At 55.2% G+C, this 20,467-nt stretch carries 11 protein-coding genes; 1 reads left to right on the forward strand and 10 read right to left on the reverse strand.

From position 1 onward, the window contains the following. Positions 1-139: 139 nt before the first annotated feature. The 8 genes from DYU11_RS32715 to DYU11_RS32750 all read right to left on the reverse strand — a co-directional run bounded on the left by DYU11_RS32715 (position 140) and on the right by DYU11_RS32750 (position 15,931). A complete protein-coding gene (locus DYU11_RS32715) occupies positions 140-2,515 on the reverse strand; it encodes an ABC transporter permease (RefSeq protein WP_119671971.1) in 2,376 nt (791 codons plus the stop codon). A gap of 10 nt (positions 2,516-2,525) precedes the next feature. Then, positions 2,526-2,819 carry a hypothetical protein gene (locus tag DYU11_RS32720; RefSeq protein WP_119671972.1) on the reverse strand — a complete coding sequence of 98 codons (294 nt, stop codon included), beginning with the start codon at positions 2,817-2,819 and terminating at the stop codon, positions 2,526-2,528. A 105-nt stretch (positions 2,820-2,924) separates the two neighbouring features. Continuing rightward, positions 2,925-5,303 carry an ABC transporter permease gene (locus DYU11_RS32725; protein ID WP_119671973.1) on the reverse strand — a complete coding sequence of 793 codons (2,379 nt, stop codon included), beginning with the start codon at positions 5,301-5,303 and terminating at the stop codon, positions 2,925-2,927. Positions 5,304-5,385: 82 nt separating this feature from the next. Continuing rightward, positions 5,386-5,949: a hypothetical protein gene (locus DYU11_RS32730; RefSeq protein ID WP_147368100.1), complete on the reverse strand. Its 564-nt coding sequence runs from the start codon at positions 5,947-5,949 to the stop codon at positions 5,386-5,388. Between the two features lie 12 nt (positions 5,950-5,961). Continuing rightward, positions 5,962-8,382 (reverse strand): ABC transporter permease, encoded by a 2,421-nt coding sequence (locus tag DYU11_RS32735; RefSeq protein ID WP_119671975.1) that lies wholly within the window; start codon positions 8,380-8,382, stop codon positions 5,962-5,964. 68 nt (positions 8,383-8,450) lie between these two features. Further along, positions 8,451-10,910, reverse strand: coding sequence for an ABC transporter permease (locus DYU11_RS32740; protein WP_119671976.1), 2,460 nt, complete (start codon positions 10,908-10,910; stop codon positions 8,451-8,453). A 109-nt stretch (positions 10,911-11,019) separates the two neighbouring features. Next, on the reverse strand, positions 11,020-13,431 hold the full coding sequence (locus tag DYU11_RS32745; protein ID WP_119671977.1) for an ABC transporter permease: 2,412 nt from the start codon (positions 13,429-13,431) through the stop codon (positions 11,020-11,022). A gap of 88 nt (positions 13,432-13,519) precedes the next feature. After that, positions 13,520-15,931, reverse strand: a complete 2,412-nt coding sequence (locus DYU11_RS32750) for an ABC transporter permease (protein ID WP_119671978.1) — start codon at positions 15,929-15,931, stop codon at positions 13,520-13,522. Positions 15,932-16,183: 252 nt separating this feature from the next. Here DYU11_RS32750 and DYU11_RS32755 point away from each other — a divergent pair, with 252 nt between their 5' ends. Continuing rightward, positions 16,184-16,744 carry a sugar O-acetyltransferase gene (locus DYU11_RS32755; protein WP_119671979.1) on the forward strand — a complete coding sequence of 187 codons (561 nt, stop codon included), beginning with the start codon at positions 16,184-16,186 and terminating at the stop codon, positions 16,742-16,744. A gap of 74 nt (positions 16,745-16,818) precedes the next feature. Here the strand turns inward: DYU11_RS32755 and DYU11_RS32760 are convergent, their stop codons facing one another. Together DYU11_RS32760 and DYU11_RS32765 are read right to left on the reverse strand one after the other, a co-directional pair. Continuing rightward, entirely contained in the window at positions 16,819-19,257 is a 2,439-nt protein-coding gene (locus DYU11_RS32760) for an ABC transporter permease (RefSeq protein ID WP_119671980.1), read from the reverse strand. Between the two features lie 55 nt (positions 19,258-19,312). Then, entirely contained in the window at positions 19,313-20,434 is a 1,122-nt protein-coding gene (locus DYU11_RS32765; protein WP_119671981.1) for a DUF2911 domain-containing protein, read from the reverse strand. Positions 20,435-20,467 lie beyond the last annotated feature (33 nt).

A 20,467-nucleotide genomic window follows, 5' to 3' on the forward strand; every position in this document is an offset into this window, starting at 1 on the left:
AGGGGGTACTGTCGGCAAAGGTCTGACGGTACGTCTGACCCTGAGGCTTGGTGCGAGGGGTTTAGGGCAGGGGGCTGGGGGCAGGGGTTGAAGCCGTTCTGTTTACCCCCAGCCCCACGCCCCACGCCCCCAGCCCAAACTACTCCGTTCGTAAACTTTTGGCGGGGTTCATCAGCGCGGCCCGAAGGCTCTGGAAGCTGATCGTCAGGATGGCGATAGCCACAGCCAGCCCACTCGCCAGCACAAACACCCACCACGTAATGTCGACCTTATACGCAAAGTGCTGCAGCCAGCGATTGGTCATGTACCAGGCGATCGGCGACGCCAGCGCAATGGCGATCAGGACCAGTTTGAGGAAATCCCGGCTGAGCAGAAAAACGACCCCGGCGACACTCGCCCCGAGCACTTTACGGATGCCGATCTCCTTGGTCCGTTGCTCGGCCGTGAAGGCCGCCAGGCCAAACAGACCCAGGCAGGAAATCAGGATGGCTAGGCAGGAAAAAGAAAGCACGATCTGGCCGGTCCGCTGCTCCCGGCGGTATTGCTGGTCCAGCTCCTGATCGACGAAACCGTACTGCAACGGGGCTTCTTTTTCGTACTGCTTATAAAGCTGCGCGACGGTCCGAATCGCCTGCTGGGCCTGACCCGGCCGGGTTTTAACCAGCATCTGAAAATACGGATTGCCGGGCGCGTACTGGAAGATGAAGGGCTCGATCGGTACGTTAAGCGGGCGGAAGTGGAAATCCCGGACCACACCCCGGATGCGGCCTTTCATCCCCCAGAACTCAACCCGTTTGCCGATGGCACTTTGGGCGGTATAACCCATCCGCTGGGCCGCCGTCTGGTTGACCAGGAACGTCCAGGTGGTATCCTTCGTCGACTTCTCGATGAAATTAGTACCACGCTCCAGCTTCATCCCCACCATCGAAAGGAAATCAGGATCAACGTTCATCTGGGTAATCAGAAATTCGTCTTTCGGCTGCTGACCTTCCCAGGTAATATTGGATGAATTGCCCACATCAACCAGGGTAGCGGTTGTGGCAGCCGCCGATTCGATACTGCTTTGGCGCTGCAATTCCTGTTTAAAGCCAAACACGTTTTCGCGTAATGCTCCTTTCAGGCGCACGTACAACAACTGCGATTTATCAAAACCAAGGTTCTTTTGCTGCATGTATTGCAACTGGTTGTAGATAAAAACCGTGCAGATGATCAAGGCTACCGACAGCATAAACTGACCTACTACCAGGGTCTGGCGAAAAGTCTGACCCGAACCCACTCTGAACATACTCTTCAGCACCCTGGCCGGCTGAAACGACGAGAGCAGGAACGCCGGATATAAGCCTGCCATAAAGCCAACCAGCAAGGTTATCACCACCAGCGCAAACCAGAAGGGGGGCGCTGCAAAATCCAGCGTCAGTGTCTTGCCGGATAGCTCACTGAAAATTGGTATCAGGACACTGGCCAGCACAAGCGCTGCCACTACAGCCAGCACCGTCAGCAAAAACGACTCGCCGAGAAACTGGAATACCAGGTGCCACCGCTGCGCCCCTACCGTCTTGCGAACGCCCACTTCCCGCGCCCGGCGGGTGGAACGTGCCGTCGACAGATTGATGAAGTTTACGCAGGCAATCAGTAAGACGATCAGGCCAACCGCGCCGAATAGCCTGACGTAGAAGATGTCGTTGTGCTGGCCCCAGTCGGTGTTAAAGGCGAAGTTGGAATACAGGTGGATGTCGGTCAGGGGTTGCAGACGCAGCGTTGTGCCTGTTTTGGCGTACCGCATGTACTGACCTTCTATTTTCTGGTTAAAGGCAGCCGCATCGGTAGCCGGCCGTAACTGGACGTAGGTATGAAAATTATTGCTGCCCCAATTGTAGTTCCACTTATCGAATAACTCCAGATTTTTAAACGAAAGCAGGATACCGAACTGAAGATGGGAGTTCGCCGGTACGTCTTTCAGGACGCCTACCACCCGATAGTCCCGCTCGTTGTTCAGCCGTAACGTAGCGCCGATCACCTTCGGGTTCTGCTGCCAGTTGTTGCCAAAATACTTGCGGGCGGTCGTTTCGGTCATCACCAGTTCGTCGGGCCGGGTCAGGGCCGTCGCGACGTTCCCTTTAACCAGCGGAAAATCGAACATCCGAAGCAGACCATTGTCGGCAAAAAACAAGTTGCCTTCTTCAAAAACCTGTCTGCCGTATTTCATCAGGCCACTCCACCGGCCGATACGTCCCACTTCGGCCACTTCCGGAAAGTCGGTTTTGAGGGTAGGGGCCAGGGGGCCGGGGGTAATGGCTACGTCGTAAATTTCTCCGGCCTGGGGTTGTTTCTCAACAACTCGATAAATATTGGGGGCGTTGCGGTGGAAACGGTCGTAGTTCCACTCGTCGTAGACGTAGAGCGCAATCAGCAGGCAACAGGCGATGCCCAGGGCCAGTCCGCCGATGTTGAGCAGACTGTACAAGGGCGATCGCCAGAGGTTACGAACCGCGATTTTGAGGTAGTTGTATAACATACGAGACCGGCTACGAGACCATCAGCAACTGACGCTGTTTCACCAGATCCTCTTTCTTCACGAACGTAATGGGCACAAACTGTTCAGTCGGTGAGCCAATGTAGTAGAGCGTCCAGTCCTGATCGTAGCCGGCCAGCATCTGCCGAATGCACTCGACCCGGTCGAAAGACGGCACGGTGCAGTCGTCCCAGTAAAACAGCTCCACGCGGTAATGCAGGGCCTGTTTCTGGCCGTTGACGGTCACTTCAATTTCAACGTCCTGTTTGCCAGGAATCGTGGGAATGGGAATAGCGATGTGTGCCATAGTTGTTTAGAGGTTTTATTGTTTGGGGAAAAGGGCTGGGGGCGTAGGGCTGAGGGCGTGGGGTAAACCATCCTATACCCCATGCCCCCAGCCCCACGCCCGTTGCTAATCGGTTCGTAAACTCTTTACCGGATTCATCAGCGCGGCTTTGATGCTTTGAAAACTAATGGTCAGAACGGCCACCAAAGCGGCCAGTCCGCCCGCCAGGACGAACATCCACCACCGGATGTCAATCTTATAGGTAAACTGCTGCAACCACTGATTCATGGCGTACCACGCGATAGGCGAGGCAATGACAATAGCCAGCAACACCAGTTTCATAAAGTCTTTGGAAAGCAACGCCACGATGCTGGCCACCGACGCACCGAGGACCTTTCGGATGCCAATTTCTTTGGTGCGGGCTTCAACATTGAAAGTCATCAAACCGAGCAGGCCTAAGCAAGCGACCAGCAGCGTAAGGCCCGTAAAGGCGTTGAAGAGCCGGGCCAGCCGGTCTTCTCTGGCGTACAACTGGTTGTAGGCATCGTCCAGAAAATAGTAGTCAAAGGGAGCGGTTGGCTGCTGCCGGTCGTAAATTGCTTTGAGCTGGTCGACGGCCTGGCCGACGTTCGTATTCGGATTGAGTCGCACCAGAACGTATCCGCCGTTGGCCATAATCGACCGGTTCGTATCACTCACAACCGTTAGCCGCATGGCCGAAACGGGGCCGTGCAGGCTATGTACGTGGAAATCGGCAATGACGCCGGCAACCACGGAATCGTACTTGAATGGAGCCGGCTGTTGCAGGGGATTGCCCGTTATACCCGCTTCGCGGATAGCCGTCTGGTTATAAACGGTTAAATCGCTCGTTACGGGTCTTGCTGCCCAGTCATCAGGACGATACAGCCAACGGATGCCCATCATGTCGAAGAACGACTTATCGACGGTGAGGGCGTTGACCATGAGCTGCTTCTTTGTCTTTTTTGTTTCGACAAACCAGGTCGATACGTTCGAGGTGAACAGCCTGGTGTTCGTTGTCGCTACGTTGGCCGGACCGGCCCACCCGCGAATGGCGTCCCGTAGCGCGGGAAGCTGGGCCTGCATATCTCCGTCGATGTGCATGGATACAACCTGGGCCCGGTCAATGCCGATGCTCCTGGTACGTAGGAAACGCATTTGGGCGAACAGGACTAGGCTGCAAATCAGCAACCCAATAGACGCGGTGAACTGAACCGTTGTGAAGGTGCGTCGAAGATTGGCTCCGCTGTAGCGCATCGTCAGGGTTCCCTTCAGGATCAGGGCTGGGCGGAAACCGGAGAGCAACAAGGCAGGATAGGCGCCCGCCAGCAGTGAACAGCCGAGCCACAGTACCAGCATAACGCCCCAGTATGGTCCCTGGCCCAGGACCCGGTTATCCATGTGAAGATCGAGGGCTTCGTTAGCCCAACTGAAAATGCCTTGCAGTACCAGCAGCGACGTGGCAAACGCCAGGGTTGTCGTCAGGAAAGATTCTAGGAAGAACTGAAAGATCAATTCGCGTCGCTGGCCGCCAATTGCCTTACGAATGCCGACTTCCCGCGCTCGTTTGGTAGCCCGGGCCGTGGTCATACTAATGTAGTTGATAATGGCCAGGGCCAGAATGACCAGGGCAATTGTCAGAAGAATGTACAACGACTGCCGGGCTTCGCCTTTCTGGTCGGTTCGACTGTACAGGTGCAGCGACGGCATGGATTCGAGCAGATACTCGGCTTTCAGATCACCAAACTGAAAGCCGCCTGTTACTCGCTTCAGTTTCCGGGTAACCGTGCTGACGTTGGCATCCGGTCGCAGAACAAGGTACGTAGTGAACATACCATACTGCTTGAACAGCTCGCGGTGCTTAGGCCCCAGGGTAGGCATCGACGGCAACGACACCAGGGCATTGAACTGAATGACCGAATTGGTGGGTAAATCCTTCATTACACCCGAAACCGTAAGCGGGAAATGTTTGTCAAACAGCAGCGTCTTACCAACCGGGTTCTGAAGACCAAAATACTTTTCGGCCAGGGGGCGGGTCAGCACAATCTGACCAGGAGTGGTGAGGGCCGTTTTTTTGTTGCCATACAACAGGTCAAAACCCATAACAGTTAATATGGACGCGTCGGCAAAGCCAATGTTCTCTTCCTTAAACTGATGATTGACATCCGATTGCAGTACAACGTCGGTCCCATCCGACCACCGCACAAATTCATCAATCTCGGGAATCTGCTGCTTAGCCAAACGGCCAAACGATTCGTGCAAACCGGGGAAGAACACCTCCTCGCCCCCGAACTTACTCATACACATGATTCGGTACGTCCGCTCAGCGAACGGGTGAAACCGATCATAGTGAAACTCGTGCCATACGTACAACGCAATAAACGTACTGACTGCTAAGCCAACGGTTAATCCAACCAGGTTCAGGACGCTGAACAGGCGGTTGCGCCATAACTGGCGGAGAGCGATTTTAAGATAATTGCTTAGCATGGGTGTGCGGGGCGTAGGGGTTGGGGCGTGGGGCAGGGGGCTGAGGGCGTGGGGTAGACCATCCTGTACCCCATGCCCTACGCTATTTTTTATTCGGCTTGATACCGAGTTCTTTCTCAATGCCTTCGATAATCTGCTGCTTCTCGCGGTCGGTTTTGCCTTTGACGTTCAGCGTACGTTCGTACGTATGCGCATCGCCGTTGCGCTCGAACCGATACCGCAGATGAAGTTCGCCCTTCTCCGAATCTTCGTTAACTTCTTTGCTGTACGGACGATCATCAATGTCAACCTTTGACTGGTGATAACCGTAGCTATACGACAGCGATCCATGACGCGGAGGAGTTGGTGGCGTTGGTGGCGTCGGAGGTGTAGGTGGTGTAGGTGGTGTCGGAGGAGTTGGTGGCGTCGGCGGAGTTAAATCAATGCCGAGCGAATCTTCGATACTGGCCATGAGCCTGTCTTTTTCGGCAGCGGTCATACCGGCTATGTCAAACCGGCGGTTGTAGCGGATGTGCTGTGCGTCATTATCAACCTGAATGCGGACATCCAGCGTCTTGCCGTCGTCGTTGACCGACTTACTGATGTGCTGCTGGGCGGCAGCGCTGAAACTTACGCCCACGAAAAGGATTGAAAGAATACGGTTCATAGTAATTGGCATTTATTCGGTACGTAATGATTTCACCGGGTTCATCAATGCAGCCTTAATGCTCTGAAAGCTGACGGTCAGGACAGCCACCGTGGTCGCCAGCAGCCCGGCCAGGGCAAATACCCACCACTCGATGTCGATCTTGTAGGCAAAGTCCTGCAGCCATTGGTTCATGGCATACCAGGCGATGGGCGTTGCCAGCAGGATAGCGACCAGCACCAGTTTGAGAAAATCCTTACTGAGCAGGGCCACGATGCTGGCTACTGAAGCACCGAGAACCTTGCGGACGCCGATTTCCTTGGTCCGTTGCTCGGCCGTGAAAGCTGCCAGCCCAAAAAGACCCAGCCCGGCAATGAATAAGGCAACCCCTGTAAACAAGCCGAATACATTGGTTAATCGGCTCTCCGATCTATGAAAGTTATCGAACGCTTCGTCCAAAAAATAGTACGAAAAGGCCGACTCTGGGTCGTAACGATGGCAGAGCTTGCCAATCTGATTCAGGGTGCTGCGCCAGTTAGTACCAGGCGTAAGTCTTAAGTAGAAACAACCGCCGGCCAGGTCGTAGAAAGTCGCTGAAGAATCACGACTGACAAACAGCATAACCGGCTCAACTCGGTCACGTAGCGAAGCGTAATTGAAGTCCTGCGTTATTCCCAGTACTTCTACAGGATTACCGAAAAGCGGCCATCGAACACCTTGATCGTAAATGCCTGCCAGTTTTGCTGCTGACTCGTTCAGAATCATAGTGTTTTTGGTACCTAAGCGGTTGTCAGCGGGTGGTTCAACAGCCCAGCGGATGCCAAAAAAGTCTAAAAATGTTACGTCGGCGTTGATGATTCCAAGTGACAGCTCCCGTCCGTTGACAGGTGAAGTAAAACCTACAGTCGTTGGTTGACGGCGGAACAGCGCCAGATCGGCAACTGTTACAGCGCCCACGCCGGGTAATTGGGTCATTTGCTGCTGCAACGTGGCCACGCGTGCCGACAGGTTAGCCGCGAATGGAACAGCCAGCACCTGAGCCTTTTGTAGGCCAATGTCTTTTGTTCGCAATAGCTGCAACTGCTGGTAAATAATGAAACTACAGGCGATCAGGCCTGCCGACGCTCCGAATTGTAGCACCGTAAATGCTTTGCGAAGTCGCCCACTTCCGACCCGTAATCCAAATTTTCCACGTAACGTTTCAGCCGGGGCAAACGCCGACAGTACCAGCGCTGGATAACTACCGGAGACTGCTACGCACAAAAGCATAAGTCCCAGGGCCACACTAATGAATAGTGGCTGTGATAAAAAAGCGTTATCAATTTGACTTTGTATCAGGTTTTGAAACGGCACCCGTAAGGTAGAGAACAGCAGCAGTGCCAACCCGAAACTGATCAGTGTTACCAGCGCCGACTCCATGTAGAACTGCCCGGCCAAGGTTTTTCGTGACGCTCCGGCTACCTTTCGAACGGCTACCTCCCGCCCGCGTTCGGCCGAGCGTGCCGTGGTGAGACTCATATAGTTAACGAGTGCTAAGAGCAGAATTAGTACGGCTGCCAAACTAAATAGGCTGACCAGCCGGACGTTAGCTATGTCGCCGAAATTAGCACCAAAGTGGATGCTGGTCAGTGGCTGCACGAAAAAAGCGAAAAGGTCTGTTTGCGTACCATTCTCGCCGGTTTCAATGGTCATCTGGTGGAGCAGCGCCGGAATCCTGCCCGCTGTGTAGGCGTTTTTGACGAGCAGATAGGTCTCGAAGTGCCCGCGGCTATAGCCCGGAAAATCCAGTTCTGTTTGTCCATCAGGTCTTTTGGCAGACGAATGGCGCAGCTGGTCTACCGCCCGGAATGAGGTTATCGGTGCCAACACATCCAACTGTAAGGTTGAGTTAGAAGGCGGATCAGCCATGACACCCGTTATCACAAAAGGCAGCTTATTTTTATACTGTACGATCCGCCCGATGGGGTCTTCGGTACCGAACCATTGTCGCGCTACTCGCTCGGCAACGACCAGTGACTGTGGAGTACGAAATACGGTTCGGACATCGCCCTGCAGGAGACGAAAACCGAACATCTGGAAGAACGAAGCATCGGTGAGCGCAAATCCGTCCTGTGTGAAGCGCCGGCGTGGCGACACGTCAAACGGCGCGTCTGGATTGCGGAAGAACCGTACGAAGTTAAGTACGCCAGGCAGCCGTTTTTGCAGATCGGGACCAATCCGGGCCGACGCCTTATCCGACGGAAATTCGTAGTCGCTGTACTGCATTTTCGTATGCACACGGTAGATGTAATCGGCATTGGGATGAAAGCGGTCGAAGCTCCATTCATGCGCAACGAATAAACCAATCAGTAAACTTACAGCTAAACCTACGGCCAGTCCTACAACATTAACCGCACTAAACAGCCGGTTGCGCCAAAGTTGTCGGAAGGCAATTTTAAGATAGTTGAGAAGCATAGAGCTTTGGATTAAGAGGGTAGGGTTAAGGGCGTAGGGCAGTTATACCCCATGCCCCAAGCCCCACGCTATTCAGTACGTAATGATTTCACCGGGTTCATCAATGCAGCCTTAATGCTCTGGAAGCTGACGGTCAGGACAGCCACTGTGGTCGCCAGAAGCCCGGCCAGGGCAAATACCCACCACTCGATGTCGATCTTGTAGGCAAAGTCCTGCAGCCATTGGTTCATGGCGTACCAGGCGATGGGCGTTGCCAGCAGGATAGCGACCAGCACCAGTTTGAGAAAATCCTTACTGAGCAGGGCCACGATGCTGGCTACTGAGGCACCGAGAACCTTGCGGACGCCGATTTCCTTGGTCCGTTGATTAGCCGCTAAGGTGACTAAGCCAAATAGCCCCAGGCACGAAATAAAAATTGAGATGGCGGCAAAAATCCGGAACGCATCAAACACCAACTGCTCGACAATGTAGCCCTTAGCCAGCGACTCGTTCAGGAACGTGTATTGATAAACATCCTGCGGAAACACCTGCTTCCAGGTCTTTTCAATGGCGCCCAGGGTTTTTGGCAGGTTCATCCACTGGCCGCTCTGCGTCTGTAACTGCACATGAATCTGCTCGTAGAAGCCTGTGTTCCAGCACATGAGCACACAGGGCGTGATTGGCTGCTGCAAGGATACGTTGTGGAAGTCTTTTACCACTCCTAGAATTGGTGCTTCTCCTTCAGTAATGGCTATGGTTTTACCAATCGCCGTTTCCGGGGTTAGCCCCAGCCTGTTGACCAGGGTTTCATTGACAATGAACGCGTTAAAAGCGGAGCCGTCCGGTACGATATTCGATGGGGAAAACCAGCGCCCGGCCACCATTTGCAGACCAAACAGCGACTGGTACGCTAAATCGGTCACTTTCATTTCGGCCTGCCGTTTCATGGTGATGTCTTCCGACTTTAGCCGGAAGTCCGTGCCGTAGTGGTTCTTCGTGATCGGAGCACCGCTGGAAAAACTGACCCCTTTAACGGATGGGTTCTTCAGTAGTTGCTGGCGGAACACCTCCATCTTTTCGGCCACCTGATTGCGCGGCCCATTGACGGTAAGGATGGCGTCTTTGGCAAAGCCCAGTTCTTTGTTCCGGAAAAAATCCATCTGCTGGGATGCCACAATCGTTCCGACCAACAGAGCGTAGGTGATGCAGAACTGCAACACAATCAGTCCCTGACGTAGTGAGAAGCGGTGGCGCTGTTGCGTAACGGTGTCCTTTAAGGCCGCGATGGGTTTGACATTGGATAAGACAATGGCGGGGTAGAAGCCTGCCAGCGCGGCTACTGTCACGGCCAGCCCCGCGCTGAATAGCCATACGGTGGTGTCAGTACTTAAATCAAGATTGATGATGGATAAGGACTGGTTCAACCAATCCAGCAGTACACTCAGCACCCCGAGCGAAATCAAACCGGCAATCGTAGTAACAACGAGCGTTTCGCCAGTGAACTGGCCAAAAAGCTGCCCTTTCGTGCTGCCCACCACCTTCCGAACGCCCACCTCTTTCCGGCGTCGGATGGCTTGCGCAGTTGTCAGGTTGATAAAATTGAACGACGCGATCAGGATGAGAAAAACGGCCAGGCTGGCCAGCCCCAACAGCATCTCGCGACTGACAACGTAGCCGCCGAAGAAATCTTCGTACCTCGTTTCGGTATGGATTTGGGCCAGTGGCTGCAGGACGTAGCTGATTCGGCGGTTGTCTTCCGCCTTCATATACTTTTTTTTCAACGACACCAATTGACGCTCAAATGCCTGTGGATCAGTACCGGCGGGAAGCGAAACGTAGGTGATACCCTGATAGTTGCCGGACCAGTTGTTCGTAGGATATGGGTTGTTAGCCTTGAAGAACCGGTAGTTCACCAGCATATCGAACAGCAGGTTCGTGTTGCGGGGCGGATTACGAATGATACCCGACACAACCAACCGGTCTGAGTTGTTGAGCGTCAGCGTCTTGCCCACAATTTGTTCGTACCGACCAGCGTGCCCGGCAAAATAACGCTCGGCCAGTTTCTGCGTCAATACGACGGCGTTGGGTTGCTCGAATGCAGTTTCGGCATTGCCGGCCAGCCAGATCCCGTTCGGAAAGGCCTTACCAAAATCAAACAGCCGCAGATAATGCTCGTCGGTAAACATCAGCCGCTTTTCCTCGAAGCGATGCACGTTGCCACGCTCATCGACCGAGTTGATGATGCGGCTATCGGGACCGGCCGTTTGCGTAACCTCGACGCCCGGCATCTCCCTGCGAATGGCCTCGGCCAGCGGATAGGCCGTGGTCGCCCAATATTGAACCCCATCGGCTTTCCGGCTATGTTCAACGATCCGGTAGATCCGGTCGGCATTGGTATGAAAGCCGTCGAAGCTGAGTTCGTAGCGAACAAAGACGTAGATGACCAGGCAGCACGTCATCCCCAGTGCCAAACCCAGCACATTGATAGCCGTGTGGGTCTTGTCAGTCCACAGCCGACGGAGGGCGATTTTGACGTAGTTACGAAGCATAGGGCAAGGGGGTTGGGGCTAAGGGCGCGGGGCTGGGGGTTTGGGGCAGGGGGCTAAGGGCAGTTATACCCCATGCCCCCTGCCCTACGCCCCCTGCCCCAACCCCACGCTATTCAGTACGCAGACTTTTTACGGGATTCATCAGGGCCGCTTTGATACTCTGGAAACCTACCGTCAGGATGGCCACCAACGTAGCCAGAACACCGGCCAGGACAAACATCCACCACTCAATGTCAATCTTGTACGCGAAGCCCTGCAGCCACTGATTCATCGCGTACCAGGCCACCGGCGATGCCAGGATGATGGCGATCAGGACCAGTTTCAGGAAGTCTTTGCTGAGCAACACCAGAATGTTTGTGACGCTGGCACCGAGAACTTTCCGCACCCCAATTTCCTTGGTGCGCTGCTCGGCTGTGAACGCGGCTAAGCCGAACAGACCCAGGCACGTAATGAAAATGGACAGGAACGTAAACAGACCGAACACCTTGCTGAAAATCTGCTCCGAGCGGTATTGCTCCGCAAACTGCTCGTCCAGGAAGGTGTACTCAAATGGCCAATCGCTCGCCAGCGACTGCCATTTTGCCTGCAACACGCTCAAAGCGGCTGTTGTGGCTTCTGGCCGGATGCGAACAACAAGGTAGGCATATTCTGATGGCACAATGTGTAACACCATCGGCTCAATCTTCTGGTGGACGGTCTTGTAGTTGAAGTCTTTCACCACACCGATAACTTTACCCCGTTTGATCGTGTCGCTCGGTGTCGGGGGCGACCATCTGGGCCAAAGAATCTCTTTACCAATGGCATCGGCGGGTTTGCCCCATCCCAGCACGTTTACGGCTGTTTCGTTCAGAATGAAACCCTGATCCGCGTCGGTGCCGAAGGATCGGGAGAAGTTACGACCGGCCACCATCGTCATGTCCAGCGTCGGAATGTAGTCATAATCGACGAGGAACATATTGGTGGAGAACTGTTTAGGCTTGCCCGGTAGGTTGATGCCGTCACCCGCAAACCGACCTCCCGGCACACCATAGCAGGCCGTAGCCGCTGTGATGGATGGGTTCTTCAGGAGCTCAGCCTTAATCGTCTCGATGTTTTTAGCGATGTCGGCCGTACGGAGCGGAACCATCACCAGCTGCTCCTTTGTGAAGCCCATGTTGTTTTGCTGGATATAGCGCATCTGGTAGAACACAATGCCTGCGCCGATGATCAGGATGATGGACACCGTAAACTGAACAACCACCAGATTTTTGCGCAGAAACGCCCCGCCCTGCGACCCCTTCATATCGCCTTTCAGCACTTTGATGGGCCGGAACGCCGACAGGAAAAAGGCCGGATAACTGCCCGCCAGCAGGCCGACCAGCAGTCCTGTAGCCAGTAGACCCAGGATGAACGGGACCGTCAGAACCGATGAGGAACTTAATGATTTACCCGCCCAGGTATTGATCGTTGGTACCGCCACAAGCGTCAACGCCACGGCCAGCACCAATGCCAGACCCGTCTGCAACACCGATTCGCCGAGAAACTGTCCAATAAGCTGCGTACGCTCGGCTCCCACGGCTTTGCGCAGCCCTACTTCCTTGGCCCGGCGGGCCGAGCGGGCGGTTGACAGATTCATGAAATTGAAGCAGGCAATCAGCAACGTAAACAGTGCAACAACGGCAAATGCGTAGACGTAACGGATGTCGCCTTTCCGAGCGAGGTCGTACTCGATGTCAGTGGAGCGGAGGTGAACGTCTTTCAGCGCCTGCAGATGATAGTTGTCATTACCAGCCTCATCCCCCGCATGTTGCGCAAAGAAAGCGGGCAGCTTGCTGTTTAGCTTGTCTGGGTCGTAATTCTCCGGCAACACGATATACGTGAAGAACTGCTGCCAGCCCCAGTTTGCCATGCGCTCTGCTCCGACCATATCGCGCAACACACCCAGCGAGCCTACAAAATTGACGTTAAGGTGCGATTGCGCCGGAACGTCCTGCATGACGCCCGTCACCCGGAATTTGTAGGTATTATCAATCGTGAGCACTTTATTGACCGGGTCCTGATTGCCGAAGTATTTGCGGGCCATCGTCTCCGACAGCACAATGGAGTTCGGCCCGCGCAGCACCTCAGCCGGATTGCCCCGCGTCAGCCGGAACGAGAACACGTCGAAGAAGGTTGAATCGGCCAGTACGATGTCGGCTTCGAAGAACTTCTTGTCTTCGTAGGCAACCAGCTCCTTGCTGCCGAAATCGAAAATACGCACCATGTTCTCGACCTCCGGGAACGTAGTCCGTAAGGTAGGGCCAAAGGGAGGTGGCGTTCTGGCCAGGTCCATTTCGCGTCCATCCGATGTCCGGTGGTTGACGATGCGGTGTATCCGGTTGGCCTTCGCGTGGAAGGCATCGTAACTCAATTCATCCTGGACAAACAGAAAGATCACCAGACAGCAAGCCAGTCCAATCGACAGACCGGCGATGTTGATGAACGTGTAGCCTTTGTAGCGAATCAGGTTCCGCCAGGCGATTTTAAAATAGTTGCGCAACATATTGGCAAGGGGTTAGGGCTTGGGGCGTAGGGCAGGGGGCTTGGGGCGTGGGGTGAAGAACCCTCTGCCCCAGGCCCCTAGTCCTACGCTAGTCAGTACGTAATGATTTTACGGGATTCATCAGGGCGGCTTTGATGCTCTGGAAGCTGACGGTTAAGACGGCGACCCCCGTAGCCAGCAACCCCACGACCACAAACATCCACCACTCAATCTCAATCCTGTAGGTGAAGTCGTTGAGCCACTGATTCATGGCGAACCAGGCCAGGGGCGTTGCGAGGACAATGGCTACCAGGATTAGTTTCAGGAAGTCTCTGGACAGCAGCGCCACCAGGCTCGGCACCGACGCGCCGAGGACTTTCCGAACACCGATTTCCTTGGTCCGGCGTTCGATGATGAACGTAGCCAGCCCCCACAAACCCAGGCAGCAGATGACCAGGGCAAGGCCCGCAAACACCCTCAGCAACGTAAACTGGCGCTCTTCTTCCTCGTATTGCTCCTGTAGGCTCTGATCCAGAAACTTGGCGTCAAAGAGGCCTTCCGGGTAAAACGTTCGGAAGGTGCGCTCAACAGCGGCTATAGTTTTCTGGTAGTTCGCCGTCTGTAACTTCAGGCCCGCCGTTCGGTAGAAGTACGGGAAGTTCATCATGACCACCGGCTCAATCGGTTTGCGGAGCGAACTGCTGTGAAAGTCTTTGACAACGCCGACAATTTCGGCCGTGATGTTGTTGATGCCCGCCCTGATTTTACGCCCGAGTGCCTGTTCAGGCTTCGACAGGCCCAGCGCTTTCACTACGGTTTCGTTAACCACAAACACGTAACGCCGTTGCTCTTCGGGAATCTTGCCGGATATACCCAGCGTATCGCGGTGTTCGAGGAAGCGACCAGCCAGCAGCGTCAGTCCGTACGTTTCCAGGTAGTCGGCATCAACAACTTTGAGCGATATGCCTATTTTTTTGTCTTCATTCGTAGGATCAGGGTGCATGTCGGTCCCGAAGTTATTGTCCGACGTGGGCGCTCCGAGCGCAAACGAAACGTGTTCAACGCCCGGAATCTGCCGGAATTCCTGTCCCAATGGTCTCAGATTCCGGGTTTCCGGCAAGCTCACCGTCACAATTGCCTCGCGGCTGAATCCCAGATCTTTCTGCCGGAAATAACTCATCTGACGATAAACCACCAGTACGCCCACGGCCAGCACTAGCGAGATGGTAAATTGAAAAACGACCAGCCCCTGGCGCAGCCAGGCCTGACCCCGCCGACCTGGCTCGGCATGAGCTTTCAGAACTTTGACCGGTACAAACCGCGCCAGAAAAAAGGCCGGGTAACTGCCCGCCAGAACCGTCGTCAGCACGGCCAGCACCGTCATAAAGAGTACCGATTCGGTCCACCGAAACCCGATCTGCTTCTGCATGAAGTCGTTCACCGAGGGCAGAAGGCCGTACGTTAACACCAGCGCCAGCACCGCCGACAAACCAGCCAGCCAGAATGCTTCACTCAGAAACTGACTGACCAGCTGGCCCTGCGTTGCGCCGACCACCTTCCGAACGCCGACCTCGCGGGCGCGGGTCATGGCGCGGGCCGTCGACATATTGATGAAGTTGACGCAGGCGATCAGGAGCACGAACAAACCCACAATGCCGAATACGTAGAGGTAGGTTGGTGAGATCGGCGGGGCGAATTTGCTGCCGTCAAAATCCGGATTGAAGTGTATATCGTGCAAGGGCTGAAGTACCAGTTGATGCGTTGAGCCCCGCTCTTCAGCGAAGTATTTTTTACTGGCTGCAGCCAGCCGGGCCGTGTACTGTTCGGGCGAGCGGCCTTCGGGCAGCAGGGCGAATACGCTTCCCCCGGAGCGGACGCCCCACTGATCCAGCGAAAACTCGAAGTAATCCTTCATGGTCGGGAAGGATATAATCATCCGGGCGTTCAGAATCGACTGCGAGGGGATATCGCGCATGATGCCCGCTACCTGCACCGTCACTTTGTTGTCGAGCTTGAGCGTTTTGCCCACGGCCGGGGTTGTGCCAAAATACGTCTTGGCTGTACTTTCCGTCAGAATCACCTGGTTGGGCTGGCTCAAAATTGTGCGGCTATTGCCCGAAACCATATCAAGAGCGAAGAGCTCAAACAACTCCGGTTCGGCAAAGAGCACCTTGTCTTCCAGCAGAATCTTCTCCCGCGATACCATGATTCTCACGTCGCGGTCGGCGTGGATCCGGGTGATTTTCGACCAGTCGGAAAAGTCATTGCGCAGAGCCAGGGACAACGGATAAGGCGTTGTCCCGGATCGTTCGACCTCTCCGCCGACGGTTGCAATTTCGTTGACGCGGTAAATGCGTTCTCCTAGTTTATGATGGCGGTCGTAACTCCACTCATTCTGGATAAACAGCAGAATCAACAGGCAGGTCGTCAGGCCCACCGTCAGGCCGAGCAGGTGAATGCCGGTGGTCGTCGGGTGCTTGAGCAGATTCCGCCACGCAATTTTAAGGTAGTTCTTGATCATGAACGTCGGCCGGGATTACTTTGAACAAGTTGCAAAAGGTCAGCCCAAACCTCGTACCAGACTTGTAATGTGTTGATTTTGAGAATTTACTGATTTCGGTTGTGCCGGGAATGTCCGCAAACGGACGTAAGGCCGTACAGTTACGGACAGGCCATCAGGGCGTAAAAAGCAAGCCGTTACAGCCTGCCGGGGGGCCAGGCTTCAGACTTCCTCGCTAACTTACACCATCATCAGGACCAACGACTAGATGCTATGAAAACCGAACTGGAAAAGATGCTGGCGGGCGAACTGTACATTGCCAACGACCCAACGCTGGTTGAGATGCGTTTCAGAGCCCGCGCCCTATTCTCTGAATTCAACCGAACCCCCCACCACGCTGAACCCGAGCGACAGGCCATTTTTCAACAGCTTCTGGGCGGTTTTGGGCCGGGGCTTAACATTCAGCCGCCGTTCTATTGTGATTACGGCTCGTTTATCACCTTCGGCGAGAACTGCTTTCTCAATTTCAACTGCACCTTTCTGGATTGCGCCCGCATCACTATCGGCAACAACTTTCAATGTGCTCCGAATGTGCAACTCTACGCAGCCTACCACCCCGTCGATGCCGTCGAGCGCGACAAAGGCCCCGAACTGGCGGCTCCCATCACCATCGGCAACAGCGTGTGGCTCGGCGGTGGCGTCATCGTGTGCCCCGGCGTAACCATCGGCGACAACACCACCATCGGCGCGGGCAGCGTCGTGACGAAGGATATACCAGCCAACGTGTTTGCGGCCGGGAATCCGTGCCGGGTCATTCGAGAGCTGGGGGGGTAGGGAGCGTAGGGCATGGGGCATGGGGTACTGCTACCTCTACCCCATGCCCCACGCCCTTAGCCCCAAGCCCTACGCTACTCCGCCCGCAAACTCTTCACCGGGTTCATCAGCGCGGCTTTGACGCTCTGGTAGCTGACGGTCAGCAAGGCAATACCGACGGCCAGCACTCCGGCAACGGCAAACACCCACCACTCGATGTCGATCTTATAGGCAAAGTCCTGCAACCAGCGGTTCATGGCGTACCAGGCCACGGGCGACGCCAGAATGAACGCGATAAACACCAGCTTCAGGAAGTCTTTTGACAACAAGGCGACAATGCCCGGAATGCTCGCCCCCAGGACCTTCCGTACGCCAATTTCTTTCGTTCGCTGTTGGATGATGTAGATGGCCAGGCCCAGCAGACCCATGCAGGCAATCAGAATAGCCAGCAGGGAGAACACGCCAAAGATACGCTGCGACACCTGCTCCGACTGATACAAAGCCCCCCAGTCTGATTCAAGAAATGAGTAGTGAAACGGCTGATCGGGCAAATAGCGCTTCCAGATGCCTTCGGTCCGGGCCAGCACCGCCTGCGGTTCCGGCGACTGGATGCGCATGACGATCTGGTTGTTGTTGCGCCCGAACCAGCGGTCGTTGATGATGAACAGGGGCGCAATCCGTTGGTGCAGCGACGTAAAATGAAAGTTTTTGACCACCCCGACCACCGTGTACACCACTTCGGCATCGCCCTCCCGGCCAAAATCATCGGGGCTGACGACGCGCTTCCCAATGGGGTCAGCCAGGCCGAGTTCTTTGGCGGCTTCTTCGTTGATGACAACCGATAAGGAGTCATTGAACGCCCTGGAGAAGGGCCGGCCGGCCGTCATCGTCATCTGCATAGTTTGCAGGTATTGATCATCTGCCACCAGACCACGCCCCGTTACGGTTTCGCGGTCGCCTTCTTTCCTGAACGTTATGCCGAAGTAGTTGGGCTGACCCGGTATAGCGCTTGCTCCGCCGACGGTCTGCACACCCGCAATCTGCCCGATGTCCTGTTTGAAGGCTTCGGTGTTGGGACCCAGAAAGCCGGCACCCTGTACGGTGATGACCGCTTCCTTGGCAAATCCTAACGCCTTGTTCTGAACGTAGTGTAACTGCCGATATACGATCAACGTGCTGATGATGAGTATGATCGAGATGGCGAATTGGAATACGACCAGGCCATTTCGCAGCAGGTGGCCCTGGCGCGTGGAGAAGAACTTACCCTTGAGTACCTTGATCGGTTCGAACGAGGACAATACGCCGGCCGGATAGCTGCCCGCCAGCAAGCCGACCAACAACGCCAGAATGAACAGGACCGGCAACGTAGTCCACCGGATCAGGAACAAGGCCGACAACTCCTTACGGGCCAGTTCGTTGAATAGCGGCAGTAGCATAATCACCAGCCCGATAGCCACCGTGAAACTGAACAGGCTCAGCAGCACCGACTCCGTCAGGAACTGGGCTGCCAGTTGGCCGTTCGTCGAGCCCAGCGATTTCCGGATGCCTACCTCTTTGGCCCGCTCCGACGACCGGGCCGTGGCCAGATTCATGAAGTTGATGCAGGCAATCAGAAGCACGAAACCCGCAATGACCATAAACATGTAAACCAGTGTGCGGTTGCCGTTGGGCTGTAATTCGCTCTCCAGGTTGGAATCAAGGTGAATGCTGCGTAGGGGCTGCAGAAAATAGAAATAACCATTCCCCGCTTTCAGGTACTGGTCGTAGCTGACGCCGAAATTACGTTCGACTTCACCAGCCGCGTATTTAGCAACAAGAGCCGGAAACTTGGCCTGAACCGCGTCGGGGTTGGCGTTGGGACGTAGCCGCAGATACGTAGTGGACGAAAAACTGATGTGATTGATCTGGTCGGCTACCGGAAAGCCCCGCGCTGAGGCCAGAAAGTCGAAGGTGAAGTGTACATTTTTGGGCAGGTCTTCGCAGATGCCCGTCACTTCCAGCTTGGGACCCTGTACAATTTCGAGCGTCTTGCCGATGGGGTTAGCGTTGCCAAAGATTCGCTTGGCCGTGCTCTGGGTCAGTACGACGGTGTTCGGTCGATTCAGGACCAGATCCGGCTTCCCTTCCAGCAGCGGCACCTGAAACACCCTGAAGAAACTCGAATCGGCCAGCATAACATGCCGCTCTTCGAGGGTCTGATTCTGGTATTTCAGCAGGGTAGGGGCGTTGCCGCCAAAGCTTATCAGCCGGACACTTTCGGCTACCTCCGGAATCTCTCGTTTGACGTCCTGGGCGTAAGAGGCCGGAATGATGGCGTATCTCGCGCTGCGGTCGGGATACCTGCGTTCCAGCGCCATCCGGTAAATCTGTTCCCCGTTGGCCCAGTATCGGTCGTAGCTCAGCTCATCCGTTACGTACATGACAATCAGGATGCAACAGACCATACCAATCGATAAACCCGTGATGTTAATCGCGGTATTCATCTTGTTTTTCAACAAACTGCGCAGGGCGGTTTTCAGGTAGTTCTTCAACATGGGTGTGTGGGTTTGGCGTGCTTGCTGGTCAGGGAGTCAACCTAGTGTGGCAGCTCTACAGGGTCTTGCCTTCCGAAATGGCTTTGATCATCGCTTCTACGCTGGCTTTGTTCTGCGGGTCAGGCGCTTGCGCCAGCGCATTTTGTAGGTAGGGCAGGGCTTCTTTAGGCTTACCGATGGCTGCTAAGCCCCGGCTCATGCCGATGTTCGTCGTAAACTGATTGGGGTGCTTGTCGTAGTTGGCTTTGAAAATGGCGTAAGCTTCCTGACTCCGTTGTTGGGTCAGCAGACTGCGACCGTACTGATGCAGGTCATTCATGGTGCCGAGGGGCAAGGCCTCGGCCATCAGGGCATTGGCTTCTTCGGACCGTCTGAGGGCTGTCAGCACGGCGGCTTTGGTACTGAGCGTCTGAAAGTTCTTCTGACCTACGTAGCGGGCGCTGATGGCCTGATCGGCCCAGATCAGTCCCTGTTTCAAATCACGACTGGTGGTCAGGCAATACGTAGCGGCCTGCACCAGCGACTGCCAGGTGAAGCCGGGTTTGGACAGCAGTTCGCGACGGAACGAGGCCATCTGCTGCCCGACCAGATCGACGCTTACCGTAAACGGAATCATCTGTTTCTCCCACGATAGGGCCACCGCGGCCGAACTGTCGGTCTGGTTTACGAACGAGTACGTCAGCCACTCCACCGATCGGTCGAGGGGTTGGTTTCTGACCGACACGCGCAGGACGTCCATCGCCGGATCGTAGTAATAACTGCCCCACGAAACGACAATCTTGGAGAAGATAACGGTGGTTTCCTGCTCGCCGAGGTTCATAAAGAGGCCGTAGGTTCCGGCCGGCAGCGGCTTTCCTTCCACCCGCACGTCGTCAGAAAACGTAATCGTAGTGGTTTCGTTAGCCCCGGCCCGCCAGGGTGCGGGTTGGCCCGGACCGTACCCCAGGTCCTGGAAGCCGTAGTGCGCCAGCGGTGTTCCCCAGATCTTACCCTCTCGTCCTTTCACGCCGGGTCGGTCGTAACGAACCGTAACGGTTGTCAGCCCGATCTGCTCCGATACCGACGCTTTTTTGTTGCCACCGATGGGTGGCGTGGTGAGCTGGGCCTGTGCCGAAGGGAGGAACAAGCAGGCAGCAAGTAGAGCCAGTAAGCTGATTTTTAGGTAGGTGGGTTGCATAAGGTACGTGGGGTTAGGGCGTGGGGCGTGGGG

It is taken from the genome of Fibrisoma montanum (assembly GCF_003583365.1).
In the GTDB taxonomy this organism is placed as follows: Bacteria; Bacteroidota; Bacteroidia; order Cytophagales; family Spirosomataceae; genus Fibrisoma; species Fibrisoma montanum.